The 20,589-nt window shown below is 60.5% G+C and carries 19 protein-coding genes and 3 pseudogenes; 12 read left to right on the forward strand and 10 right to left on the reverse strand.

All coding sequences use genetic code 11. The features are described from left to right. The first annotated feature begins 6 nt into the window (after positions 1-6). A complete protein-coding gene (locus BMH52_RS06735) occupies positions 7-765 on the forward strand; it encodes a hypothetical protein (RefSeq protein ID WP_256575754.1) in 759 nt (252 codons plus the stop codon). 14 nt (positions 766-779) lie between these two features. Continuing rightward, positions 780-2,924 carry a lipase family protein gene (locus BMH52_RS06740; RefSeq protein ID WP_073843239.1) on the forward strand — a complete coding sequence of 715 codons (2,145 nt, stop codon included), beginning with the start codon at positions 780-782 and terminating at the stop codon, positions 2,922-2,924. 9 nt (positions 2,925-2,933) lie between these two features. Here BMH52_RS06740 and codA read toward each other — a convergent pair whose 3' ends face one another. From codA to BMH52_RS06760, 4 genes are all read right to left on the reverse strand, one after another. Continuing rightward, positions 2,934-4,169 (reverse strand): cytosine deaminase, encoded by a 1,236-nt coding sequence (codA, locus tag BMH52_RS06745; protein WP_073843241.1) that lies wholly within the window; start codon positions 4,167-4,169, stop codon positions 2,934-2,936. Between the two features lie 50 nt (positions 4,170-4,219). Beyond that, a complete protein-coding gene (gene codB, locus BMH52_RS06750; RefSeq protein WP_073843243.1) occupies positions 4,220-5,488 on the reverse strand; it encodes a cytosine permease in 1,269 nt (422 codons plus the stop codon). 230 nt (positions 5,489-5,718) lie between these two features. Next, positions 5,719-6,075, reverse strand: coding sequence for a 6-carboxytetrahydropterin synthase QueD (queD, locus tag BMH52_RS06755; RefSeq protein ID WP_003190259.1), 357 nt, complete (start codon positions 6,073-6,075; stop codon positions 5,719-5,721). 97 nt (positions 6,076-6,172) lie between these two features. Then, on the reverse strand, positions 6,173-7,252 hold the full coding sequence (locus BMH52_RS06760) for a hypothetical protein (protein ID WP_073843245.1): 1,080 nt from the start codon (positions 7,250-7,252) through the stop codon (positions 6,173-6,175). Between the two features lie 158 nt (positions 7,253-7,410). Between BMH52_RS06760 and BMH52_RS06765 the strand changes: the two genes are divergently transcribed. From BMH52_RS06765 to BMH52_RS06780, 4 genes are read left to right on the forward strand one after another with little or no spacing between them, the layout of a single operon-like run. Next, a complete protein-coding gene (locus BMH52_RS06765; RefSeq protein WP_014717943.1) occupies positions 7,411-7,713 on the forward strand; it encodes a PepSY domain-containing protein in 303 nt (100 codons plus the stop codon). Then, positions 7,713-8,024 carry a PepSY domain-containing protein gene (locus tag BMH52_RS06770; protein ID WP_003190266.1) on the forward strand — a complete coding sequence of 104 codons (312 nt, stop codon included), beginning with the start codon at positions 7,713-7,715 and terminating at the stop codon, positions 8,022-8,024. Before BMH52_RS06765 ends, BMH52_RS06770 begins: the two co-directional genes overlap by 1 nt. Continuing rightward, entirely contained in the window at positions 8,024-8,692 is a 669-nt protein-coding gene (locus BMH52_RS06775; protein WP_003190268.1) for a response regulator transcription factor, read from the forward strand. The genes BMH52_RS06770 and BMH52_RS06775 overlap by 1 nt, the downstream gene beginning before the upstream one ends. Continuing rightward, positions 8,689-10,002 (forward strand): sensor histidine kinase, encoded by a 1,314-nt coding sequence (locus BMH52_RS06780; protein ID WP_014717944.1) that lies wholly within the window; start codon positions 8,689-8,691, stop codon positions 10,000-10,002. The genes BMH52_RS06775 and BMH52_RS06780 overlap by 4 nt, the downstream gene beginning before the upstream one ends. A 128-nt stretch (positions 10,003-10,130) precedes the next feature. On the opposite strand, the gene BMH52_RS29935 is transcribed toward BMH52_RS06780, so the two are convergent. Continuing rightward, the gene (locus BMH52_RS29935; protein ID WP_370694801.1) at positions 10,131-10,886 is read right to left on the reverse strand and encodes a methyl-accepting chemotaxis protein; all 756 of its coding nucleotides are present in this window, start codon (positions 10,884-10,886) and stop codon (positions 10,131-10,133) included. A 102-nt stretch (positions 10,887-10,988) separates the two neighbouring features. Beyond that, positions 10,989-12,278, reverse strand: a pseudogene (locus BMH52_RS29940) (HAMP domain-containing protein); the annotation flags it as partial. Positions 12,279-12,507: 229 nt separating this feature from the next. Between BMH52_RS29940 and BMH52_RS06790 the strand changes: the two are divergent. The 4 genes and pseudogenes from BMH52_RS06790 (at position 12,508) to BMH52_RS29950 (ending at position 15,673) form a co-directional block, all read left to right on the forward strand. Then, a complete protein-coding gene (locus BMH52_RS06790) occupies positions 12,508-13,827 on the forward strand; it encodes a Na+/H+ antiporter family protein (protein ID WP_161794324.1) in 1,320 nt (439 codons plus the stop codon). Positions 13,828-13,849: 22 nt separating this feature from the next. Next, a pseudogene (locus tag BMH52_RS29520) lies at positions 13,850-13,939 on the forward strand (outer membrane lipoprotein carrier protein LolA); the annotation flags it as partial. Positions 13,940-13,993: 54 nt separating this feature from the next. Beyond that, a pseudogene (locus tag BMH52_RS29945) lies at positions 13,994-14,815 on the forward strand (cache domain-containing protein); the annotation flags it as partial. Between the two features lie 102 nt (positions 14,816-14,917). After that, a complete protein-coding gene (locus BMH52_RS29950; RefSeq protein ID WP_370004746.1) occupies positions 14,918-15,673 on the forward strand; it encodes a methyl-accepting chemotaxis protein in 756 nt (251 codons plus the stop codon). Positions 15,674-15,695: 22 nt separating this feature from the next. On the opposite strand, the gene yegQ is transcribed toward BMH52_RS29950, so the two are convergent. Beyond that, a complete protein-coding gene (yegQ, locus tag BMH52_RS06800; RefSeq protein WP_072435681.1) occupies positions 15,696-17,009 on the reverse strand; it encodes a tRNA 5-hydroxyuridine modification protein YegQ in 1,314 nt (437 codons plus the stop codon). A 171-nt stretch (positions 17,010-17,180) separates the two neighbouring features. On the opposite strand from yegQ, the gene BMH52_RS06805 reads away from it, so the two are divergent. Continuing rightward, positions 17,181-18,248: an AI-2E family transporter gene (locus tag BMH52_RS06805; RefSeq protein ID WP_019818663.1), complete on the forward strand. Its 1,068-nt coding sequence runs from the start codon at positions 17,181-17,183 to the stop codon at positions 18,246-18,248. Between the two features lie 3 nt (positions 18,249-18,251). Here BMH52_RS06805 and BMH52_RS06810 read toward each other — a convergent pair whose 3' ends face one another. The 3 genes from BMH52_RS06810 to BMH52_RS06820 all read right to left on the reverse strand — a co-directional run bounded on the left by BMH52_RS06810 (position 18,252) and on the right by BMH52_RS06820 (position 19,329). After that, the gene (locus BMH52_RS06810) at positions 18,252-18,434 is read right to left on the reverse strand and encodes a hypothetical protein (RefSeq protein WP_072435680.1); all 183 of its coding nucleotides are present in this window, start codon (positions 18,432-18,434) and stop codon (positions 18,252-18,254) included. Between the two features lie 91 nt (positions 18,435-18,525). Continuing rightward, positions 18,526-18,720, reverse strand: a complete 195-nt coding sequence (locus BMH52_RS06815) for a hypothetical protein (protein WP_003190284.1) — start codon at positions 18,718-18,720, stop codon at positions 18,526-18,528. A 234-nt stretch (positions 18,721-18,954) separates the two neighbouring features. Next, the gene (locus BMH52_RS06820; protein WP_019818659.1) at positions 18,955-19,329 is read right to left on the reverse strand and encodes a hypothetical protein; all 375 of its coding nucleotides are present in this window, start codon (positions 19,327-19,329) and stop codon (positions 18,955-18,957) included. A 156-nt stretch (positions 19,330-19,485) separates the two neighbouring features. Between BMH52_RS06820 and BMH52_RS06825 the strand changes: the two genes are divergently transcribed. Further along, positions 19,486-20,304: a shikimate 5-dehydrogenase gene (locus BMH52_RS06825; RefSeq protein ID WP_014717950.1), complete on the forward strand. Its 819-nt coding sequence runs from the start codon at positions 19,486-19,488 to the stop codon at positions 20,302-20,304. Positions 20,305-20,589: the final 285 nt, after the last annotated feature.

The raw sequence follows: 20,589 nt of genomic DNA on the forward strand, positions 1-20,589 counted from the left end.
GGGTGGGTGTTGCTGGTTGTTGCGGCTGCGTGGCTTTCGGGGTGTACGGGGAGGACGGTGGAGCGTTTTACATTGGAGGTGGATTTGCCGGCGCAATTCGGCCTTGTGGGCGATGCTTCCTACACCCCCGCGCCGGGCGAGACGTGCGAGTTGCCTCGAAGACATGGCAAGCGAGCGGATCTCAAAATATTCAAGGCTGCCAGCAAACCCGTAGCGAATAGAGTGAGTTTCGAGGTGCCAATGACAGAGCGGGTGGAAGGCTGCTCGCTGATGTTACGTAAACTTGTGTTTGCGATTAACGCAAAGTGGGGAGGGCGTTGGTCGGATGTCGGACGGGATTACGCCGCTGTTTATATCCAAGATAGTTGGGAGGACGGAATGTCATTGATGTCAGAAAGTTATGTCCAAGAGCTCCCAGGGCAATGTCAATGGTTGTTTCGTACTGTTGGCCCCCAGCATGCCCTTATTAAGGGGCTTAAATGCAATTCGCTGAACACCAGCGGACAGCTTACGAAAGCTCGTGCTGGCGGTTATGTGTCCCGTGCTGGATTGCGTGGGAAGACGCTGAGAATGGTGCTGGCGTTAACGGAAGAAGAACAACCAGCAGTGCGAGACAACTGGGTAAAGGTTGTCGGTGGCTGGAAGCGTTGCAGGGGAGAAAGCCAGGAAGACATATTTGCGTTTTGTCGCGGCAATGTCTCTGACTTCAAGGCTTTCAAAATGCCCGATGGGCGTTTATGCAATATTTATCCGACCTGTGATTAATCAGGAGAAACCTCATGGAACAAGCTGCATGGAAGCAACAGTTTTTCAACGACAGGATGCCTGCTTGCTCATTGAGTGGGGATTGGTTGACCTTCTGCTTAGTCGATGAAACGGGAAATGGAAAAAGTTATGGGGGACTGCCTTACACCCTGCGTGACGTCGCTGGTCAGCAATACAACGGTCGGTTGAACGGGGAGGGTTTTGCCCGAGTGGAGGGCTTTTTCTGTGGTCCCGTAATTCTGATGATGGAGGAGCGCTATTCAGGTCGGGAAACGCTCTATCAGTCGCTCATGACACGTTCATTCTATGCATTGCCTATCACTGAGTTGCAAGTGCGTGCCGAGCAAACCCATTTTCTTGATAACCACGATCAGATTGTCGAAAAAAATCCCGCACGCCCAAATGCAGATCATTTTTATCAGGTTGAAGTGAGTGACCTGGTTCGACATAGCGCTCACTTGCCGCCCCTGTCGTCACAGGCTCACCGTCCAATGCGGCATGCACTCAAGATGATGGCAGACCTTGGTTTTGGACCTCCCGAGTCTTCCTTCAAGGGGCTGGTGCTCTTTCCGAAAAAATTCACGATGTTGCAGGTGCGACCTCTAAGAGCATTACGGCCAATCCTTTCTACACAGGATCAATTTTGCGCATTGAACCTGTACCAACTGGCGTTAATGGCAACATTAAGCTATTGCGAGTTTGGCCAAGATCCTTCAGCAGAACCTAAGGATAAAGTCAGCTTTCCTTGGCATCCAAGTATCGGGAATTTGTTTTCCGAACGCTTGTCATGTCACCGGGAGGCGTGGAGGTTTGACTCAGAGCAAGTGCAACGATTTTATCCATTGTATGAAGACGTAGCTTATTCCCGTCGTTTCGAGATTTTGCCTTTTGATCCAGAGTTGTACGGGCAGAATGCCAATGCGCATGATCTCGAGCATCCGGAGCGGATACACTTTTTTAACGATGTAGAGTTTGGAACAGATACTCAAGCATTCATTTGTCATCACGATGAAGTGGTGCTTATTGCTGTACGCGGCACCGCTAGTGGTGCCGATGTTCTACGCGATGCAAACGCCCATCAAGTCCCATTCATCGAGGGCGTTGGAAAAGCCCATCAAGGTTTTTATCAGGCATTTCAGGCCATGCATAATTTTGTATCGGGTTACCTTTTTCGATATCACAGCGGCCAACGAATTATCATTTGTGGCCATAGTCTTGGGGGGGCTATAGCACTCTTATTGGCAGAGGCCCTACGTCGCACGCCAGATCGAGATTACGACCCACTCCTCTACACCTACGGCGCCCCCCGCGCCGCCGACTCTGAATTTACCGCCGGTGCCTCTTCCCTGATCCACCATCGTATCGTCAACCACAACGACCCCGTCCCCAGTGTCCCGGCGTCCTGGATGAACACCACCGCCAAGCTCTGGATTCCCGGGGCCATCACGCTATTCAGCCACCCCGTGCCCGGTGGCCTGTTGTTCGCCGCAGGGCTGGTGCGGGTGGGTGGTAACCCTTATCGACATCATGGCGAGCAATATCACTTCATGCCGATCACGCTCCCGGATGGCAGCCACTCCTCGGTGTTATGGAAGCCTGGCTGTGAATCCCTCCAAGAAGCGGGTTGCAACCGCGCATTGCAACTGCAGGGCGACATGCCCGAGCGCGATAATGTGCTGAGGCAGCTGTTTCAAGCCGACCAGCACTTCATGACCACCAGCTACATCCCCGCGGCGTGGGCGACGTTGCGCCGCTGGCAACAAACCCTCGAGAGTGAGGGCCCGTTGGTGACCCAGAGGGAGTTCGAGCTGCTCGACCGGGCCTTTGAAGACATGCGCGAGCAACTCCGGGCCAAGCGGCGTGAACTTGCGCTACGGCGCCCTGCCAATGATCGTAGCCATGAACCTACTGATGCCTTGAACGCAGAGATCGACCGGTTGCACACCAGTCGTGAGCGCTTGGCAAGCCTGCGCTGGCGACGCCTGGAAGCCCGCGATGTCTACGGCAGCCATGCCCGTTCTGCACATCTCCAATCGAGCCTCAAACGTTGGTTCAGCCACCGCGAGAATCGTGAGCCGGCCCAATTCGCCAGAATCCCGCCGCCTGCCCACGACGAACAGGCACGGGGGCAAACGCTGGACATCGACTCAATCGTCTAACCCGCGCGGTTACATAAACTCTACCTGCGCCGGTTGCCGCTTCATCAGCACCTTGCCGTTGCGAATCGAGTACAGCGGCAAGCCCTGGCTACGTATGACTTCGTAGTCGCTGTCGGCCGACAGGATCAACAGGTTAGCCGGGCGGCCTGCTTGCAACCCATAACGATCACCCAGGGCCATGGCTTTGGCACTGTTGTCGGTGACCAGGTCCAGGGCGTTTTGCAAATTGCGGTAACCGAGCATATGACAGATGTGCAGACCGGCCTCCAGTACTCGCAGAATGTTGCCGTTACCCAGCGGGTACCAGGGATCGACGATGGAATCCTGGCCGAAACACACGTTCATGCCGGCCTCAAGCAGTTCGTTCACACGGGTGACACCGCGCCGTTTCGGGAAGTTGTCGAAGCGGCCCTGCAGGTGGATGCTTTCGGTGGGGCACGAGACAAAGCTGATGCCGGAATGCCCCAGCAGGCGAAACAGCTTGGCGCAGTAAGCATTGTCGTAGGAGCCCATGGCGGTGGTATGGCTGGCGGTGACCCGGGCACCCATGTCGCGGCTGCGGGTTTCTTCCGCGAGGACTTCGAGAAAGCGCGAGTGGGGGTCGTCGGTTTCGTCACAGTGCACGTCCACCAGGCAGCCGGTGCGTTCGGCCAGGTCCATGAGGAACTTCACCGAACTCACGCCTTGGTCGCGGGTGTATTCGAAGTGGGGGATGCCACCGATCACATCGGCACCCAGGCGAATGGCTTCTTCCATCAATTCGCGGCCGTTGCGGAATGACTCGATGCCTTCCTGGGGGAAGGCGACGATTTGCAGGTCGATCAGGTGCGTGCTTTCTTCACGTACCTCCAGCAGAGCCTTGAGTGCGGTGAGGTCCGGGTCGGTGACGTCGACATGGGTACGCACATGCTGGATGCCATGGGCGGCGAGGGCTTGAATGGTTTTTTTGGCCCGGGCCTTGGTGTCTTCCAGAGTAATGGTGGCCTTGCGTTCGCCCCAGCACTCGATGCCTTCAAACAGCGTACCGCTCATGTTCCAGCGCGGCTCGCCGGCGGTGAGGGTGGCGTCGAGGTGGATGTGGGGTTCGACGAAGGGTGGTACTACCAGGTTGCCGGCGGCGTCCAAGTCGCCGGCCATCAGCGCCGGCTCCCCCGTTTGCGCAGTGATGGTGGCGATCCGGCCGTGTTCCAGGTGCAGATCATGCAGGCCTTCACGGTTGCGCAGGCGGGCATTGATGATGTGCATGGGCAAGTTCCTCTTGGCTAAAAACAATCAGGCAGACAGCCGCCAGATCCTCAGGGCGATACCGATGTCCAGGCGGTCATGGCGCGTAGTATGGCGCTGAGCAACACATAGGTCAGCGATGCGGCAAAAATTCCCACCAACGGCGCGACCCACGGCGAGTTGAACGCGACCACGGTGCCCACCCCATACGCGATCAGACCTGGCCAATTGAATGCCGGTAAGTGAGCCTCTGCCAAGCGGGGATATTGGCCGCGATAGCGATAGAAGAAGTCCGCCATGATCACGCCTCCTATCGGCGGGATGACCGTGCCCAGCAGGATCAGGTACGGCACCAGCAGGTCGTACATGCCGAACAAGGCGAGCAGGGTGCCGATCACCGCGCCGGCCAGGGTCACGCTCTTGCGCCGTTGGGTGCGCAGCAGGTTGCAACCGGCGACGGCGAAGTTGTAGATGGTGTTGTCCTGGGTGCTCCAGATATTGAGCAGCAACATCGCCATCGCCGCCGTGGCGAAACCTTGCAGCAGCAAGACCTCCACCACATCCGGTTGCTGATAGACGATGGCGCCATAGGCCCCGATCAGCACCATCAAGCCGTTGCCGACAAAAAAGCCGATCAGGCTGGCCAGCACCGCAACCTTGGCCGAGCGCGAAAACCGTGTCCAGTTGGTGGCCTGAGTTGCCCCGCTGACAAATGTCCCGAACACCAGGGTGATGGCGGTGGACAAGTCCAGCTCAGCGCTGGGCACCACCGCCAGCAGCCCCTCCAGCCCGCCGACCTTCACGGTGGCGACCCACATCGACAGCAGCAACAGAAGCCCCATGGCCGGCACCGCGATGTAGGACAGGATCTCCAGGCCGCGATACCCCACGTAGGCGGTGGCGCAGAACAGTAAGCCGAATACCACCATCAGCCCCAGCACACTGCCTTGGCTCAATTGGAAATACTTGCCTAATACCACCGCAGCCGTGGCTGTGCCCCAGGCATACCAGCCGATCTGGGTAAAACCGAGGATCAAGTCACTGAGTTTGCTGCCCACTTCGCCAAAGCAGAAACGCCCCATCAACACCGAGTTCAAGCCGCTCTTGAACGCGATGTAACCCAAGCCTGCGGCGTAGATACCCAACAACAGGTTACCCAGGGCCACGACGCCGAGAATATCCATGAAGCTGAACGCTACCCCCAGCTTGCCGCCGGCGAACATGGTCGCGGTAAAAAAGGTGAACCCCAGCAACACCATGGCCGTAGAGGCCAGGCCCTTACGCGCGTGCAAGGGGACTTCGCTGAGAGGGTAGTCGTTGCCGGGTTCTTGCTGCGTCATGGGGGCTGCTCCCTGAGTGGTGACCCAGGTCGTGTGCATCCTGCGTGCCAATGCAGGTGCAGGCAGGTATGGGCTGACGGGAGCAAGCCTTTTATAAGGCCGCCCCCTCCCAATCAGCGCAAAAGCAGTGCAGCGGTGAGCCAAACTGGCTCAGTCGAACAGCGTCTGTGCGGGTTTCCCAAATGGATCAGCCCGCCGGCGCTTCGAAAAAAACCACCCGCAGGTGGTTCTTACTCACCGCGATAGATGCAGCCACTGGTGCACGTCTCGTGGATACGGATCGCACTGAGTTCCGGCAGCAAGGGTTTCAGTTCATTCCAGATCCACTTGGCCAGCACTTCGCTGGTGGGGTTTTCCAGGCCGGGAATGTCATTGAGGTAGTTGTGGTCGAGGCGTTCATAGAGCGGCTTGAAAATCGCTTTGATCTCCGAGAAGTCGCGAATCCAGCCGGTATGGGGATCCAGGTCGCCGCTCAGGTGGATGGCCACCTTGAACGAGTGCCCATGCAGACGCCCGCATTTGTGGCCTTCCGGTACGTGGGGCAGGCGATGGGCGGATTCGAATGTAAATTCCTTGAAGATTTCCACAGTGTTTTCAGCTCGGTCAGGTGTCTGGCAGGCGGCGAGTTTAACAGTTTGCTCAACCTCTGCGCATACCGCCCCTCGGCCGCAGGCGCCCATGCGGTCAAAGGGCTAGCAAACGGTCGCCGAGCTTGCCGTTATCTGCCAATGCCAAAAACTCATCTCCCAGTCGTTGGCTCTCGCTCATGGCAGTTTGCCAATATTTGTTGCGGCCTGGATCATCGCCCATGAAACGCTTGAAGTCGCTGCGATCTGGCAGCTTGCCGTGGGGCAGGCGGGCCAGGTAGTCCCTGGACGGCGCCAGCAGTAACACATCCTGCAAGCCCTGCTGGTTGCTGCGTCGCCATGGCAGGCCCTTGTCGAACCAGCCGGGGATGACCCGGTCGGTAAAGTGCGGGTACAGCACAATGTCATCGCCGTGGTAGGGCAGGTCGAGGTGGTAATCCAACAGGCCGCCGTCGCGGTAGGTGCCGACCCCGGCACCGGGCAGGTCGCGCACGCCTTGCATGACCATGGGGATCGAGCCGGACGCGAGCAACGCCTGGCGCAGGTTGCCCACGTCCAGGGTGAGGAAGCGCGAGGGGAAATCTTTCAGGGGGTGTACCGGAGGCGCCTGACGCGGGTCGTGGATGATCAGCCGTTCGAAATGCCGCGACAGCCGTGCGCGGCCCCGCAGATTATCGGCAATCACCGATGACAGGCCCAGCCCCAGCCGCCCACGGTGGTCATCGGCGAGCAATCCGTGGCTCTTGACCACCATGATGTTCAGCCGATAGTCGGGGTTGTCCAGCACCCGCGCATCGCGCCCGGCCAGCAGGTCGTCGAGCATGCGTTGGCAGCTCTGGCTGACTTGCGCCATGGTCACGCCTTTGGCAAAGCGCTGCTCGTTGTACAGGCGGCCCAGGTCGAGCAAACCTTGCACCGGGTCGGGCAGGCAGGCGCTGGCGAACCGCCACGAGCCGATGGACGCGCCGATCAGCGCACGCTCGCGCGGCGCACGGGGCAACCAGTCACCGAACAGCACCAGGTCCAGCCCTTGGATACCCAGGGCCTTGGGGCCGCCCGCCGCGCCGGGGAGGATACCGACGTCGGCAGGCGCAAGGCCCTGCTCGCGGATGCGGGTGAAGGCGCGTTTGCCGGCCTTGAGGGTCAAGGCCGGGAACTTGATATGGATGGCTGTCATACCGGTCTCTGTTGAGGCGAGCGGGGCAGTATAAGAAATCTCGCAGGCAGTGGGAAAAATGGCTTAACCGGAATTGCCATGGTGGCAATTCAGTTTCAGTTAAGTTGCAGCGCGTACCGTGGCCGGCGTAGGAAAACATCATGTAACGGAGACTTATCATGAAGCGCCTCACTGCCCTGGGCGCCGCCGCTATCATCCTCGTTACGGCGACCCCGGCCGCCGCCGTGGACCCCGACAAGCCACTGATCGTGCCGGCCACTGTTACAATTGTCGCTTTCGATCAATTGGACGCTACGGCCCTGGCCCTTCACCCTGGTTCGACGCTGCTGGACACCGATTTGGATGAGGAATACGGCAAGTACGTTTATGAAGTCGAGCTACGAGATACCGACGGCATTGAATGGGATGTTGAATTGAATGCGCTCACCGGGCAGGTTCTCAAGAATCATCAGGATACGTAATGAAGGTAAATTTACGCGTCGGCAGTCGCGTGGCGCTGGTGCTCATGGTGTTTTGTTCCAGCCTGGCGGCCCGCGACCTCAACCAGGACGAAGCCCTGGCCCTGCGCCAGCAAGGCGTGATCCTGCCATTGGAACAGCTGTTGCAGCAGGCCATGGCGCGATACCCCGGCTCGCGGCTGCTGGAGGCCGAACTGGAAAAGAAACACGGGCAATACGCCTATGAAGTGGAACTGGTGACCACCGAGGGCGTGGTGCGCGAGATCAAGCTGGATGCCACCAATGGCGACCTGATCAAAGATGAGGAAGACTGATGCGCCTGCTCCTGGTGGAAGACAACGTGCCCCTGGCCGACGAACTGATGGCCGGCCTGCAGCGCCAGGGTTATGCAGTCGACTGGCTGGCCGACGGCCGGGACGCCGTGTATCAAGGGCGCAGCGAGCCCTATGACTTGATCATTCTCGACCTTGGCCTGCCCGGTTTGCCCGGGCTTGATGTGCTGGCGCAATGGCGCGCCGCCGCGTTGGCCATACCGGTGCTGATCCTCACCGCCCGCGATTCCTGGGCCGAGCGTATCGAAGGGCTCAAGGCCGGCGCCGATGATTACCTGAGCAAACCCTTTCACCCTGAAGAACTGTACCTGCGCATCCAGTCGCTGCTGCGCCGCTCCCATGGCCAGACGAACCAGCCCACCCTGCAAGCTGCCGGCCTGCATCTGGATGAAGGGCGCCAGTGCGTGCTACGTGACGGCGCCGAGATCCAGCTGACGGCTGCCGAGTTTCGTTTGTTGCGCTATTTCATGCTGCATCCCGAACAGATCCTGTCCAAAAGCCACCTTGCCGAGCACTTGTATGACGGTGAGACCGAACGCGACTCCAATGTGCTGGAGGTGCACGTCAACCACCTGCGGCGCAAATTGGGACGCAGCGTGATCGAAACCCGGCGCGGCCAGGGCTACCGTTTCGGCGCCACCCCGGCATGAGGTCGATCCAGCGGCGCTTGAGCCTGGGGTTGATCAGCGTGATGGTGATCGTCGGTGTGGTGCTGGCGCAAACCAGCCTGTGGTTGTTCGAGGCGGGTTTGCAGCGCTACCTTGAAGCGGGCTTGCGCAACGACAGCGAAAACCTGCTGGTGGCGCTGGTGCGTGGGCCCAACGGCGTGCAGTTGGATGAGCAACGCCTGTCGCCGGCGTACCAACGGCCATTTTCCGGGCATTACTTTCGTATCGACTTTGCCGATGTGCATTGGCGCTCCCGCTCACTGTGGGACCAGGAACTGCCCCGGCTCCCGGTGGCGGGGCTCAAGGGCAACCTGCAACTGGGACCCGAAGGCCAGCAACTGTTGGTGCTGCGCTCGGACTACAAGCGCTTTGGCCAATCGATTTCCATCAGCGTGGCCCAGGACTACACGCCTGTGCGCGAGAGCTTTCGCCTGATGCGTCAGGTCGGCCTGGTGATGGGGCTGGCGGCGCTGCTGCTGGTGCTGATCCTGCAACGGGTCACCGTGCGCCGTGCCCTGCGCCCCCTGGAGACCGCACGTAACCAGATCGCCCAACTGCAACAAGGCCAGCGCTCGCAACTCGATACTCAGGTGCCGCTTGAGCTGGAGCCACTGGTGGCGCAAATCAACCACCTGTTGGCGCACACCGAAGACAGCCTCAAGCGCTCGCGCAACGCCCTCGGCAACCTGGGGCATGCGCTGAAAACCCCGCTGGCAGTGTTGTTGAGCGCGGCCTCCAGTGACGCCCTCAAGGATCATCCGCAACTGAGCCAGTTGCTGCGCGAGCAATTGGAGCAGGTGCAGCAGCGCCTCAACCGTGAACTCAACCGTGCGCGCCTGGCGGGTGATGCGCTGCCGGGCGCGTTGTTTGACTGTGAACAAGAACTGCCCGGTTTACTGGCCACCCTGCGCATGATCCACGGCGAACACCTGGACCTCAGCTACCAGGTGGCGCCGGGCCTGCAACTGCCTTGGGACCGTGAAGACCTGCTGGAACTGCTGGGCAACCTGTTGGACAACGCCTGTAAATGGGCGGACGCCGAGGTACGCCTGAGCGTTAGCGAGACGCCCCAGGGCTATCGGCTGGCGGTGGAAGACGACGGCCCCGGCATTCCCGAGGCCCAGCGCGACCAAGTGTTCAGCCGTGGCGCACGCCTGGATGAGCAAAGGGTTGGCCATGGCCTGGGTTTGGGGATCGTGCGGGATATCGTTGAGGTGTGGGGTGGGGTGTTGCAACTGCAAGAGAGCGAGCTGGGTGGGCTCAAGGTATTGATCCAGTTGCCACGGCGCTAGCATTCACACACCACCGCTCAAAATGTGGGAGCTGGCTTGCCTGCGATAGCATCGACTCGGTTTGCCTGACATACCGAGGTGTCTGCATCGCGGGCAAGCCCGGCTCCCACAGTAAAGCCTTGCTACATTCAGACCCTGAACTGATCCATCAACCCCTGCTGCTGATTTGCCAGGCTGTTCAACGCCTGGCTGACCCGCGCCGATTCATTGGCCTGCTCCGACAACGACTCGGTCACATCGCGAATGGTCGCCACGTTGCTGTTGATCTCTTCGGCCACGGCGCTTTGCTCTTCGGCGGCGCTGGCGATTTGCAGGTTCATATCACTGATCACCGTGACCGCATCGCCAATCTGGCGCAAGGCGGTGACGGCCTGGCCGACCTGTTCGACGCTGCCCTGAGCCTGGCGATAGCTGTTGCCCATGGAGCCGACCACGTCGCTGGTACCGGTTTGCAATTGTTCGATCACCAGGCGGGTTTCTTCCACCGATTCCTGGGTGCGCCGCGCCAGGTTGCGCACTTCGTCGGCGACCACGGCAAAACCGCGGCCGGCTTCACCGGCGCGAGCGGCTTCGATGGCGGCGTTGAGCGCCAACAGATTGGTCTGCTCGGCGATGCCGCGAATCACTTCAAGCACCGAGCCGATCTGTTCGCTGTTGGCGGCCAAGCCCTCTACCTGGGTCATGGCGGTGCTCATGTCGGCGGCGAGCTCGCCAATGTTGGCGGTGGTGCGGTCGATAACCGTCAAGCCTTGACGAGTTGCCTGGTCGGCATCTCGGGCGGCTTGGGCCGCTTGGGCGGCGCTGCGGGCCACGTCCTGGGCGGTGGCGCTCATTTCGTGGGATGCGGTAGCCACCTGATCCACCTGGCGGTACTGCTGCTCCATGCCGGCGCTGGTTTGCGTGGCAATGGCCGCGGACTGGTCGGCAGTGCCGCGGGCGTCCTGCACCGAGCGTTTGACCTCGGCAATGATCGGCTGCAGCTTGTCGAGGAAGCGGTTGAACCAGCCGGCCAATTGGCCCAGTTCGTCCTGTTTGGCGTAGGCCAGGCGCCGGGTCAGGTCGCCTTCGCCGCTGGCGATATCCTCAAGCATGTGCGCCACGCCAAGGATTGGCCGGGTCACGCTGCGCGCCATCAGCCACACCAGGATCAAGCCGACCACGGCGGCGAGCAGGCCCAGGCCCAGTTCTAGCAGGGTGCCTTTGGCGTTGTCGGCGTCCAGCTGGTTTTTCAGCGCTTCGGCGGGGGCGACCAGGACTTTTTCCGGTACATCCAGCAATACGCCCCACGCCTTACCGCCGGGAATCGGCGCAAAAGGCGCCAGTACCTTGAGTTGATGGTCGGTGCGCAGGCTGTGGGTCTGGGTACTGCTGGCCAAGGCACTGGTCAACTGTGCGCCGCTGGCCGGGTCGACCTGCTCCAGGCGTTGGCTGAGTTTGCTGGCATCCGGGCTGTAGCCGGCCAGTAAGCCGGTCGGGCTGAGGATGCTGACCTGGGTCTGGCCGTCGTACAGTTTCTGGCTGGCCTGTTGGCTGACCGCCTGCAGGCTGTTGAGGTTGATATCCACCGACAGCGAGGCGATGACTTTGCCATTGACCATCAGCGGGAACACGATGCTGGTCATCAGCACGTTCTGGCCGTCGATCACATAGAAGTAGGGCTCGATCACGCAGGGTTTGAGAGTCGTGCGCGGGCAGGTGAACCAGGCGTTGGCTTTTTCGCCGCTGGGGCCGATGGAGGTGTCGGCCATGTCGCTCTCGGGCAGTGCCATCGAGGTGATTTTCCCCGGTGTCGGTTGCGACCAGTACAGTGCGAAACGGCCTTTGTCATTGCTGCCTAGTTCTGCCTGGTTGGCGAACAGTTCGTCTTTGCCGTCCAGCGCATTGGCTTCGAACACCAGGGACAGGCCGAGCAGGTCGGGGTTGGCCTGCAGGGCGGCCTTGACCTGGCGGGTCAGGTCTTCACGGGTGTCGAAGGCATCGAGAAAGCGCTTCTCGGCCTGTTCGCGCAAAAACAGCACCTGGCGGGAAAAACCATGGCCGTATTGGTAGGCATCCATGAACTGCTGGCGAATGCCCAGCGCTTGCACTTCGCCTTGGGCCTCGATGCGCGACTGGGCGGCTTCGTCGAGCATCTGCATGCTGGATGCCTTGACCTGTTGCGAGCTCTGCGCCATGCGATACAGCGACAGACCCACCAGCAGGGTCACGATCCCCAGCAGGCAGAGGCCCGCCAGCAGGGTGATTTTCCATTGAATGGAGAGCTGCCTGAGCGACATCGGGACATCCTTACCTGAAAGCACATAGAGACAGCGTATCGGCCAGCGCCTGTAATTCTTTATCCGTCCAGAGGGCTTTGCCTCACCACAGTTTTTGACATGACAGCCCAGCTCCTGCAAAGTGCGCGCCCTCTAATAAGACCTCTTTCAAGCTTGCACGCCGGCAGCTGTTCCCATGGGCCGCGCGCGGGCATGCCTGTCTTTTTTGTTTCTGCTTGAGGTAACCATGATTAACGCAGTCATCGCCGCGGTCGGCACCATGCTGGTACTCAGCCTGTCCCGCGTGCACGTGGTCATCGCCATTATCGTCGGCGCCCTGGTGGGCGGCTTGACCGGTGGCCTGGGTATCGAGGCCACGCTCAAGGCCTTCAACGGCGGGCTGGGCGGCGGCGCAACCGTGGCCTTGTCCTACGCATTGCTCGGGGCTTTCGCCGTGGCGATTGCCAAGTCCGGACTGGCCCATGCCCTGGCGGACAAAGCCTTGCTGCTGGTGGACCGCCAGGACGCCAGCGGTGGCAACCACGTTAAATGGCTGCTGATCGGCCTGTTGTGGGTGGTGGCGATTGCCTCGCAGAACATCTTGCCGATCCACATTGCGTTTATTCCGCTGCTGGTACCGCCGCTGCTGTATGTGCTGACCAAGCTGCAACTGGACCGTCGCCTGATCGCCTGCGTGATGACCTTCGGCCTGATAACGCCGTACATGTTTCTGCCGGTGGGCTTTGGCAATATCTTCCTCAATCAGATCCTGCTGGCTAACGTCGCCAAGAGCGGAGTGGATATCAGCGGGGTCAATGTCACCCACGCCATGGGCTTGCCGGCGCTGGGCATGGTGGTCGGCCTGCTGGTGGCGGTGTTGATCAGCTACCGCAAAAAGCGTGTGTACGACCTGAAGAAAATCGAGCGTGTCGAGCAAGTGGCGGTGCAGTACAACCCGCTGACCCTGCTGGTGGCCGGCCTGGCGATTGCCTCGGCGTTCATCATCCAATTGTGGCTGGACTCGATGATCATCGGCGCCCTGGCCGGGTTCCTGATCTTCTCGGTGTCGGGCATCGTGCGCTGGCGCGACACCGATGACCTGTTCACCGAAGGCATGAAGATGATGGCGATGATCGGCTTCATCATGATCGCGTCCTCAGGTTTTGCCGAAGTGCTCAAGGCGACCGGTGACGTGAACTCGCTGGTGCAGGCCTCGGCAGCGTTCATCGGCCATAGCCGGGGCGTCGGCGCGTTGTTGATGCTGCTGGTGGGGTTGTTGGTGACCATGGGCATCGGCTCGTCGTTTTCCACGGTGCCGATCCTCGCGGCGATTTTCGTGCCGCTGTGTGTGCAACTGGGCTTCAGCCCGCTGGCCATCGTGTGCATTGTCGGTACCGCCGGTGCCTTGGGCGACGCCGGTTCGCCCGCCTCGGACTCCACCCTCGGGCCCACCTCCGGCCTGAACATCGACGGCCAGCACCACCATATCTGGGACACCGTGGTACCGACCTTCCTGCACTACAACCTGCCGCTGCTGGCGTTCGGCTGGCTGGCTGCGATGACGCTCTGACGAGGTTCCTGTAGGAGCGAGCTTGCTCGCGAAAAGCGTCAACGATAACGCGGGCAACCTGGCACCCCGCAGTGCTCTCAGGTTCTTCGCGAGCAAGCTCGCTCCTACAGTAATCGCTCACATGGCCGTTAACCTCTCAAGTCGCCACTAACAAGAGAGAAAAGCCATGCGTCTGAGTTTGAAGGCCAAAGTCCTGGCCCTTGCTGTCGTGCCGGTGTTGTTGTTTGCCGTGGTCATCAGCCTGACCACCGTGTGGATTCTGCAGGGCCAGGCCCGCAACGAGGTGGATGAAACCCGTCAGCGCCTGCTCAACGACGCCAAGGCCACCCTGCAAAGTTATGTCGAGGTGGCTATGACCACCATCAAGCCGCTCTACGACGCGGCAGCCCCCGGCGACAGCGCGGCGCGGGCGCAGGTGGTCAAGTTGCTGTCCAATACCAGCTACGGCAAAGACGGCTATTTCTTCGGCTACGACTCCGAGACCATCCGCCTGTTCAAGGGCAACAGCCCGGACGGCGTAGGCAAAAGCTTCAAGGACAACCGCGACCCCAACGGCGTCTACGTCAACCGCGACCTGGTCAAGGTCGGCAAGGACGGCAGCCACTACCTGCAATACAGCTCGACCCAGCCCGGCCAGACCGAACTGGTGCCCAAGCTCGGCTATACCGAGTACCTGCCCAAGTGGGACATGGTGATCGGCACCTCGGTGAACCTCGATGGCATCGACGCCCAAGTGGCGGTGGTGCAGGCAAAAGTCGAGAAGCGCATGCAAGGCGTGCTGTTGAGCATCCTCGGCGTGGCCGTGGTGGTGTTGCTGGTGATCGCCGCCGTGGGCATGCTGCTGGCCAATACCATCTTGCGTCCGCTGCACCTGATGAAAGCCAACCTCGATGACATCGCCGCGGGTGAAGGTGACCTGACCCGCCGCCTGGCCATTACCAGCCAGGATGAACTCGGCGACCTGGCCGGTGCATTCAACCGCTTTGTCGAGAAAATCCACGGCCTGGTGCGCCAGATCACCGACATGACCGCCCAACTCACCGGGCTGGTGAGCCAGGTGTCCGACCAGGCCCAGCGTTCCGAACAGGCCATGGAACGCCAGCGCCACGAGACCGACCAGGTGGCCACTGCGATCAACCAGATGTCTTCGGCGGCGCACGAAGTGGCACGCAGTGCCCAAGGCGCCGCCGTCGCTGCGCAGCAGACCGACGCCGAAGGCCAGGCCGCCAAACGTGTGGTAGACGGCAGCATCGCGCAGATCCATGCGCTGGTGAACGACATCCGCAGCAGCGGCGTGTCCCTGGACAGCCTGCAGCAGGATGTGTCGTCAATCGTCAGTGTGCTCGGCGTGATCCGCTCCATCGCCGAGCAAACCAACCTGCTGGCGCTCAACGCTGCCATCGAGGCCGCACGGGCCGGGGAGGCTGGGCGTGGCTTTGCCGTAGTCGCCGATGAAGTGCGCGCCCTGGCCAGTCGCACCCAAACCAGCACCCAGGAAATCCAGGGCATGATCGATCGCCTGCAAAAAGGCACCGAGGCGGCCGTGGACGCTATGCGCCGCTCCAGCGATGCCGGCGACGGCACTTCGGCCCAGGCCAACCAGGCCGGCGCGTCCCTGGACACCATGGCGCAACTGATTGGCACCATCAACTCAATGAACGCCCAGATCGCCAGCGCCGCGGAAGAGCAGACCGCCGTGGCGGAAGAGATCAACCGCAGCGTGCATCAGATTGCGGTAGCGGTGGACAGCGTGGCGGACGAAACCCAACTGGGCGCTCAGACGTCTCGCAGTCTGGCCGACCTGGGCCAGCGCCTCGGGCAGTTGGTGGGCCAGTTCAGGATCTGATCCATTCAACCCATGGCAGGGTTTAAACGTCGCGCATCAGCAGGCCAAAGCGCAGGTCCATCTGCGCCGGAATCGGCACATACACCGTATGCCCGTCCCCCGGCGCCACCTCAATGCTTTCGCCCTTGGCGTTATGCAGGCTCGGCAAGTCAAAATGAAAATTGCCCGCGGGCGTCATCAACTCCAGGTGGTCGCCCAGCGCAAAGCGGTTCTTGACCTTCACCTCGGCCAACGCGCCACGACGTTCGCCAGTCAGCTCCCCGACAAACTGCTGGCGCTCGGAAACCGAGCTGCCGTTCTGGTAGTTCTGGTATTCATCGTGCACGTGGCGGCGCAGAAAACCTTCGGTGTAGCCACGCTGGGCCAGGGACTCGAGGTTGGTCATCAAGCCGCGGTCAAACGCCCGGCCGGCCACTGCGTCATCGATGGCCTGGCGGTACACCTGGGTGGTGCGCGCGCAGTAAAAGTGGGACTTGGTGCGGCCTTCGATCTTCAACGAATGCACGCCCATCTGTGCCAGGCGTTCCACATGCTGCACGGCCCGCAGGTCCTTGGCGTTCATGATGTAGGTGCCATGTTCGTCTTCGAAAGCGGGCATGGAGTCATCGGGGCGATTGGCTTCCTGTAGCAGGAACACCTGATCGGTGGGCGTGCCGATCCCTAATGTGGGTTGATATTCATGGACGATATCGCCAGTGGCATTCTCCACTGCCGGCGTGGCCTGGTATTTCCAGCGGCAGGCATTGGTGCAGGTGCCCTGGTTGGCATCGCGCTTGTTCATGTAGCCCGACAGCAGGCACCGCCCGGAATAGGCCATGCACAAGGCGCCATGTACAAACACCTCCAACTCCATCGCCGGCACTTGCTGGCGGATTTCGCCGATCTCTTCCAGGGACAGCTCCCGCGACAGAATCACCCTGCAAATGCCTTGTTGCTGCCAGAACGCCACGCTGGCCCAGTTCACCGTATTGGCCTGTACCGACAGGTGGATCGGCATCTGCGGGAAGTGCTGGCGCACCAGCATGATCAACCCCGGGTCGGACATGATCAGCGCATCCGGGCCCATGGCGATCACGGGCGCCAGGTCCTTGAGGAAGGTCTTGAGCTTGGCGTTGTGCGGCGCAATGTTCACCACCACGTAGAAGCGCTTGCCCAGGTCATGGGCTTCGTGGATGCCGAGGGCCAGGTTGGCGTGGTCGAACTCGTTGTTGCGCACCCGCAGGCTGTAGCGCGGTTGGCCGGCATAGACCGCATCGGCACCGTAGGCGAAGGCGTAGCGCATGTTTTTCAGGGTGCCGGCAGGGGCGAGCAGTTCGGGGGCAATCATCGAGGGCATGGCTGTAGGTCGCAAAAGGCGCGAGGGTAGTGCAGGGCCGGGCGCCGTTCATTGATCCACGTCTACGCATGGCGATCTATGCTTGTTCGAAAAACAAGGGCACTCCCACGTTTGGCTGCGGACTAAGCAACAGGGCCGCCATCGGCCCTGTTTTTCTGACATGGACCGGACATGAATCAAACCAACCTGCAATTCAAAACCCTGTTGCTGCTACTGGCCTTGGTCACGGTGGCTTTTATCTGGATATTGCTGCCGTTCTACGGCGCGGTGTTCTGGGCCGTGATCCTGGGCATTATCTTTGCGCCGATGCAGCGCCGCCTGCAGCAGCGTTTTAGCTGGAACCGCAACCTGACCTCCCTGACCACCTTGATGGTGTGCCTGGTGATCGCGATTCTGCCGGTGATCATCACCAGTGCTTTGCTGGTGCAAGAGGGGGCCACGCTCTACAAAAACATTGAGAGCGGCAAACTCGACGTGGCGGGTTATATCGAGCAATTCAAGAACGTTCTACCGCCGTATTTCCAGCAATTGCTCGACCGTTTTGGCATGGGCAACCTCGAAGGGCTGCGGGAAAAGGTCGTCAAGGGCGCGATGCAGGGCAGTCAGTTCTTTGCCTCTCAGGCGTTCAGCTTCGGCCAGGGGACGTTTGATTTCCTGGTGAGCTTTTTCATCATGTTGTACCTGCTGTTTTTCCTGCTGCGCGATGGCCCGGAACTGGTACGCAAAGTGCGCACAGCCGTACCGTTGGCCGAGCCGCAAAAGCGTCGCCTGCAGCTCAAGTTCAACCGCGTGGTGCGCGCCACGGTCAAGGGCAACGTGCTGGTGGCTGTGACCCAAGGTGCGCTGGGAGGCTTGATTTTCTGGTTCCTGGACATCCCCAGTGCCTTGCTCTGGGCCGTGCTGATGGCGTTCCTGTCGCTATTGCCAGCGGTGGGTGCCGGGCTGGTCTGGGGGCCGGTGGCGGTTTACTTCCTGTTGAGCGGTTCGATCTGGCAGGGCGTGGTGCTGGGGCTGTTCGGGGTGTTCGTGATTGGCCTGGTGGACAACGTACTGCGCCCGATCCTGGTGGGCAAGGACACCAAGATGCCGGACTACCTGATCCTGATCTCGACCTTGGGCGGCCTGTCGGTGTTCGGCCTTAACGGCTTTGTCATCGGGCCGCTGGTGGCGGCGTTGTTCATGTCGTGCTGGGCGTTGTTCGTCGAAACCAAGCCCCGGGTCAAGTTGCCGCTGCCATAGCGTTCAGGCCTCGAGCCTGAAGTCGGTTGCCATTTGGCGTTGTGTTTCGGCATCGGATAACGAGGTGAGCGGGCCGCTGATCGGCTCGCCATCGCGCACGACATACCAGCAGGCGAGCAAGCCCAGTTTGCGCAGCGGGGCGGGGACGGCGCTGCCGATGACAGACATGATTTGAACAGTGGGCATAAATACCTCCAAACGTTATGGAGGTCACCTTACGGTTTGCCGATGCCTGGGAAAAATCACCTGGCTCGATAGTCGACATCAACGCCAGGCGTTAATCCACCACCTGGTCGAGCATGTTCACCACTTCGTGCTCACTGAGCAGGCCCTTGCGCACCAGGTTTTCTGCCAGTAATGCCAGGAACTTGGCGCTGCGATGGCCTTCAAGGTGCTTGAGTTCAGTCAAGGCGCTGTAGACCTTGCTGGAGGTGCAAAGGCCGGCGGTGCGGTGCGGGTTTTGTGTGGGCATGGTCAATCGTCCTTAATTGTTATTGGCTGGACTGAGTCGATAGTGCGACTGTTTTGTGACGCAAACATGACAGCGCAGCCCGCAATCGATCAAGAGGATATTTGACGCTTATGATGTGGGATTGGCGCTCGGGCGTTGTTCTCACAGCGACACTGGCAGGATAAATCCGGACTTCCCAGGCAAAAAAAGGCCCCGCGTGTGGGCGAGGCCTGTGGCTGTCAACGGGATTAAACCTTACCAACCATGGCGGTAGTAACCGTGGGGCGGGCCGTAGTAGCCACGAGGTGGCCCATAATAACCGCGCGGTGGGCCGTAATAGACGGGCGCCGGGCGGTAGTAAACCTGCTGTTGCACATACACTGGTGGCGGTGGCGCGTAGTAGACCGGCGGCGGCGCGGCATACACCGGCTGCGGCTGCACATACACCGGTTGTTGCACGTACACCTCACGCGGCTGGCTGGCAACCACAGAGCCGACTACCGCTGCGCCGACAAGCGCACCGAACACGGCCGGGCCACCCCAACCACCACCGTGGGCGGAAGCTTGGCCGGCCATTGCGAGTGCGCCGATAAGCAAGGCGATCCTGGGAAGTTTACGCATGATGGTCATTCCTCAATTAGCCCCTGCGCTTGTGGTCTGCAATCAATAGACTCAAGGATTGTCGCGGGGATACTTTTAAGACAACGTATTTCGAGAAAACAGCACGGCCAGTGAGTAAAGGTTGTGTAAGGTCTGTACCGATTTGCTTACTTCAAGGAGTTATCCATGCAGATGCACCCCAACAAGGACACCCAACTGTGCATGTCACTGTCGGCGCGCCCTGGGAACTTTGGCCTGCGTTTTCATAACCACCTGTATGAACAACTGGGTCTGAATTTTTACTATAAAGCCTTCAGCAGCCAGGACCTGCCCGGCGCGATCGGCGGTATCCGCGCCCTGGGTGTGCGCGGTTGCGGGGTGTCCATGCCGTTCAAGGAGGCTGCCATTGCCTTGGTGGACGAACTCGACGATTCGGTTCAAGCCATCGACTCCCTGAACACCATCGTCAACACCAACGGCCACCTCAAGGCTTACAACACCGACTACATCGCCATCGAGCAACTGCTGAAAAAACACGCGGTACCCAAGGACTCCAGCTTCGCCCTGCGCGGCAGCGGCGGCATGGCCAAGGCGGTCGCCAGTGCCTTGCGTGACGGGGGGTACGCCAATGGCGTGATCGTGGCACGTAATGAGGTGGCGGGCCAGGCATTGGCCAGGAACCTGGGGTACGCGTGGCAGGCGGATCTGGGCAGCCTGCGGCCACAGATGCTGATCAACGTGACGCCCATTGGCATGACCGGCGGTGCGGAAGCGGATGCGTTGGCGTTTGACGCCGAGGCAATCGATCAGGCCGAGACGGTCTTCGATGTGGTGGCGATCCCAGCGGAAACGCCGTTGATCGTGCGTGGCCGTGCCCAGGGCAAGCGGGTGATTACCGGGCTGGAAGTGATCGCTATCCAGGCGTTGGAGCAGTTTGTGCTTTATACCGGTGTGCGGCCTACGCAGGAGCAGTTCGAGGCAGCGGTGGCCTTCGCCCGCAGCTAAAGCCTTACGCACAACCATTCGGTGATCTAACTGACGCGCACGCGATCCAACTGTGGGAGCTGGCTCGCCTGCGATGGCGGCCTGCCAGGCGACGGCTATCTACCTGACACCCCACGATCCAACTGTGGGAGCTGGCTTGCCTGCGAAGACGGCCTCACAGTCGACGCCGTAATACCGAGTACATATCCATTCCTGCGGTAACGGCTACTTAGGGTTCCGCTTTTACAGCGGCTCACTTTTGAAAAGAGCCCAAAAGTAAGCAAAAGGCTCTTGCCCCACCACTCG

This window comes from Pseudomonas sp. BTN1, from assembly GCF_001907715.1.
Classification (GTDB): Bacteria; Pseudomonadota; Gammaproteobacteria; order Pseudomonadales; family Pseudomonadaceae; genus Aquipseudomonas; species Aquipseudomonas paracarnis.

What these genes read in the sequence shown, in the direction of transcription:
- BMH52_RS06775 (WP_003190268.1), top strand. Translation starts at nt 8,024, where the DNA reads ATGCGCCTGCTCCTGGTGGAAGACAACGTGCCCCTGGCCGACGAACTG.
- BMH52_RS06780 (WP_014717944.1), top strand. Translation starts at nt 8,689, where the DNA reads ATGAGGTCGATCCAGCGGCGCTTGAGCCTGGGGTTGATCAGCGTGATG.
- BMH52_RS06825 (WP_014717950.1), top strand. Translation starts at nt 19,486, where the DNA reads ATGCAGATGCACCCCAACAAGGACACCCAACTGTGCATGTCACTGTCG.
- BMH52_RS06760 (WP_073843245.1), bottom strand. Translation starts at nt 7,252, where the DNA reads ATGACAGCCATCCATATCAAGTTCCCGGCCTTGACCCTCAAGGCCGGC.
- BMH52_RS29950 (WP_370004746.1), top strand. Translation starts at nt 14,918, where the DNA reads ATGGAACGCCAGCGCCACGAGACCGACCAGGTGGCCACTGCGATCAAC.
- BMH52_RS06815 (WP_003190284.1), bottom strand. Translation starts at nt 18,720, where the DNA reads ATGCCCACACAAAACCCGCACCGCACCGCCGGCCTTTGCACCTCCAGC.
- codB (WP_073843243.1), bottom strand. Translation starts at nt 5,488, where the DNA reads ATGACGCAGCAAGAACCCGGCAACGACTACCCTCTCAGCGAAGTCCCC.
- codA (WP_073843241.1), bottom strand. Translation starts at nt 4,169, where the DNA reads ATGCACATCATCAATGCCCGCCTGCGCAACCGTGAAGGCCTGCATGAT.
- BMH52_RS06810 (WP_072435680.1), bottom strand. Translation starts at nt 18,434, where the DNA reads ATGCCCACTGTTCAAATCATGTCTGTCATCGGCAGCGCCGTCCCCGCC.
- BMH52_RS06770 (WP_003190266.1), top strand. Translation starts at nt 7,713, where the DNA reads ATGAAGGTAAATTTACGCGTCGGCAGTCGCGTGGCGCTGGTGCTCATG.
- BMH52_RS29935 (WP_370694801.1), bottom strand. Translation starts at nt 10,886, where the DNA reads ATGGAGCAGCAGTACCGCCAGGTGGATCAGGTGGCTACCGCATCCCAC.
- yegQ (WP_072435681.1), bottom strand. Translation starts at nt 17,009, where the DNA reads ATGCCCTCGATGATTGCCCCCGAACTGCTCGCCCCTGCCGGCACCCTG.
- BMH52_RS06820 (WP_019818659.1), bottom strand. Translation starts at nt 19,329, where the DNA reads ATGACCATCATGCGTAAACTTCCCAGGATCGCCTTGCTTATCGGCGCA.
- BMH52_RS06765 (WP_014717943.1), top strand. Translation starts at nt 7,411, where the DNA reads ATGAAGCGCCTCACTGCCCTGGGCGCCGCCGCTATCATCCTCGTTACG.
- BMH52_RS06805 (WP_019818663.1), top strand. Translation starts at nt 17,181, where the DNA reads ATGAATCAAACCAACCTGCAATTCAAAACCCTGTTGCTGCTACTGGCC.
- BMH52_RS06740 (WP_073843239.1), top strand. Translation starts at nt 780, where the DNA reads ATGGAACAAGCTGCATGGAAGCAACAGTTTTTCAACGACAGGATGCCT.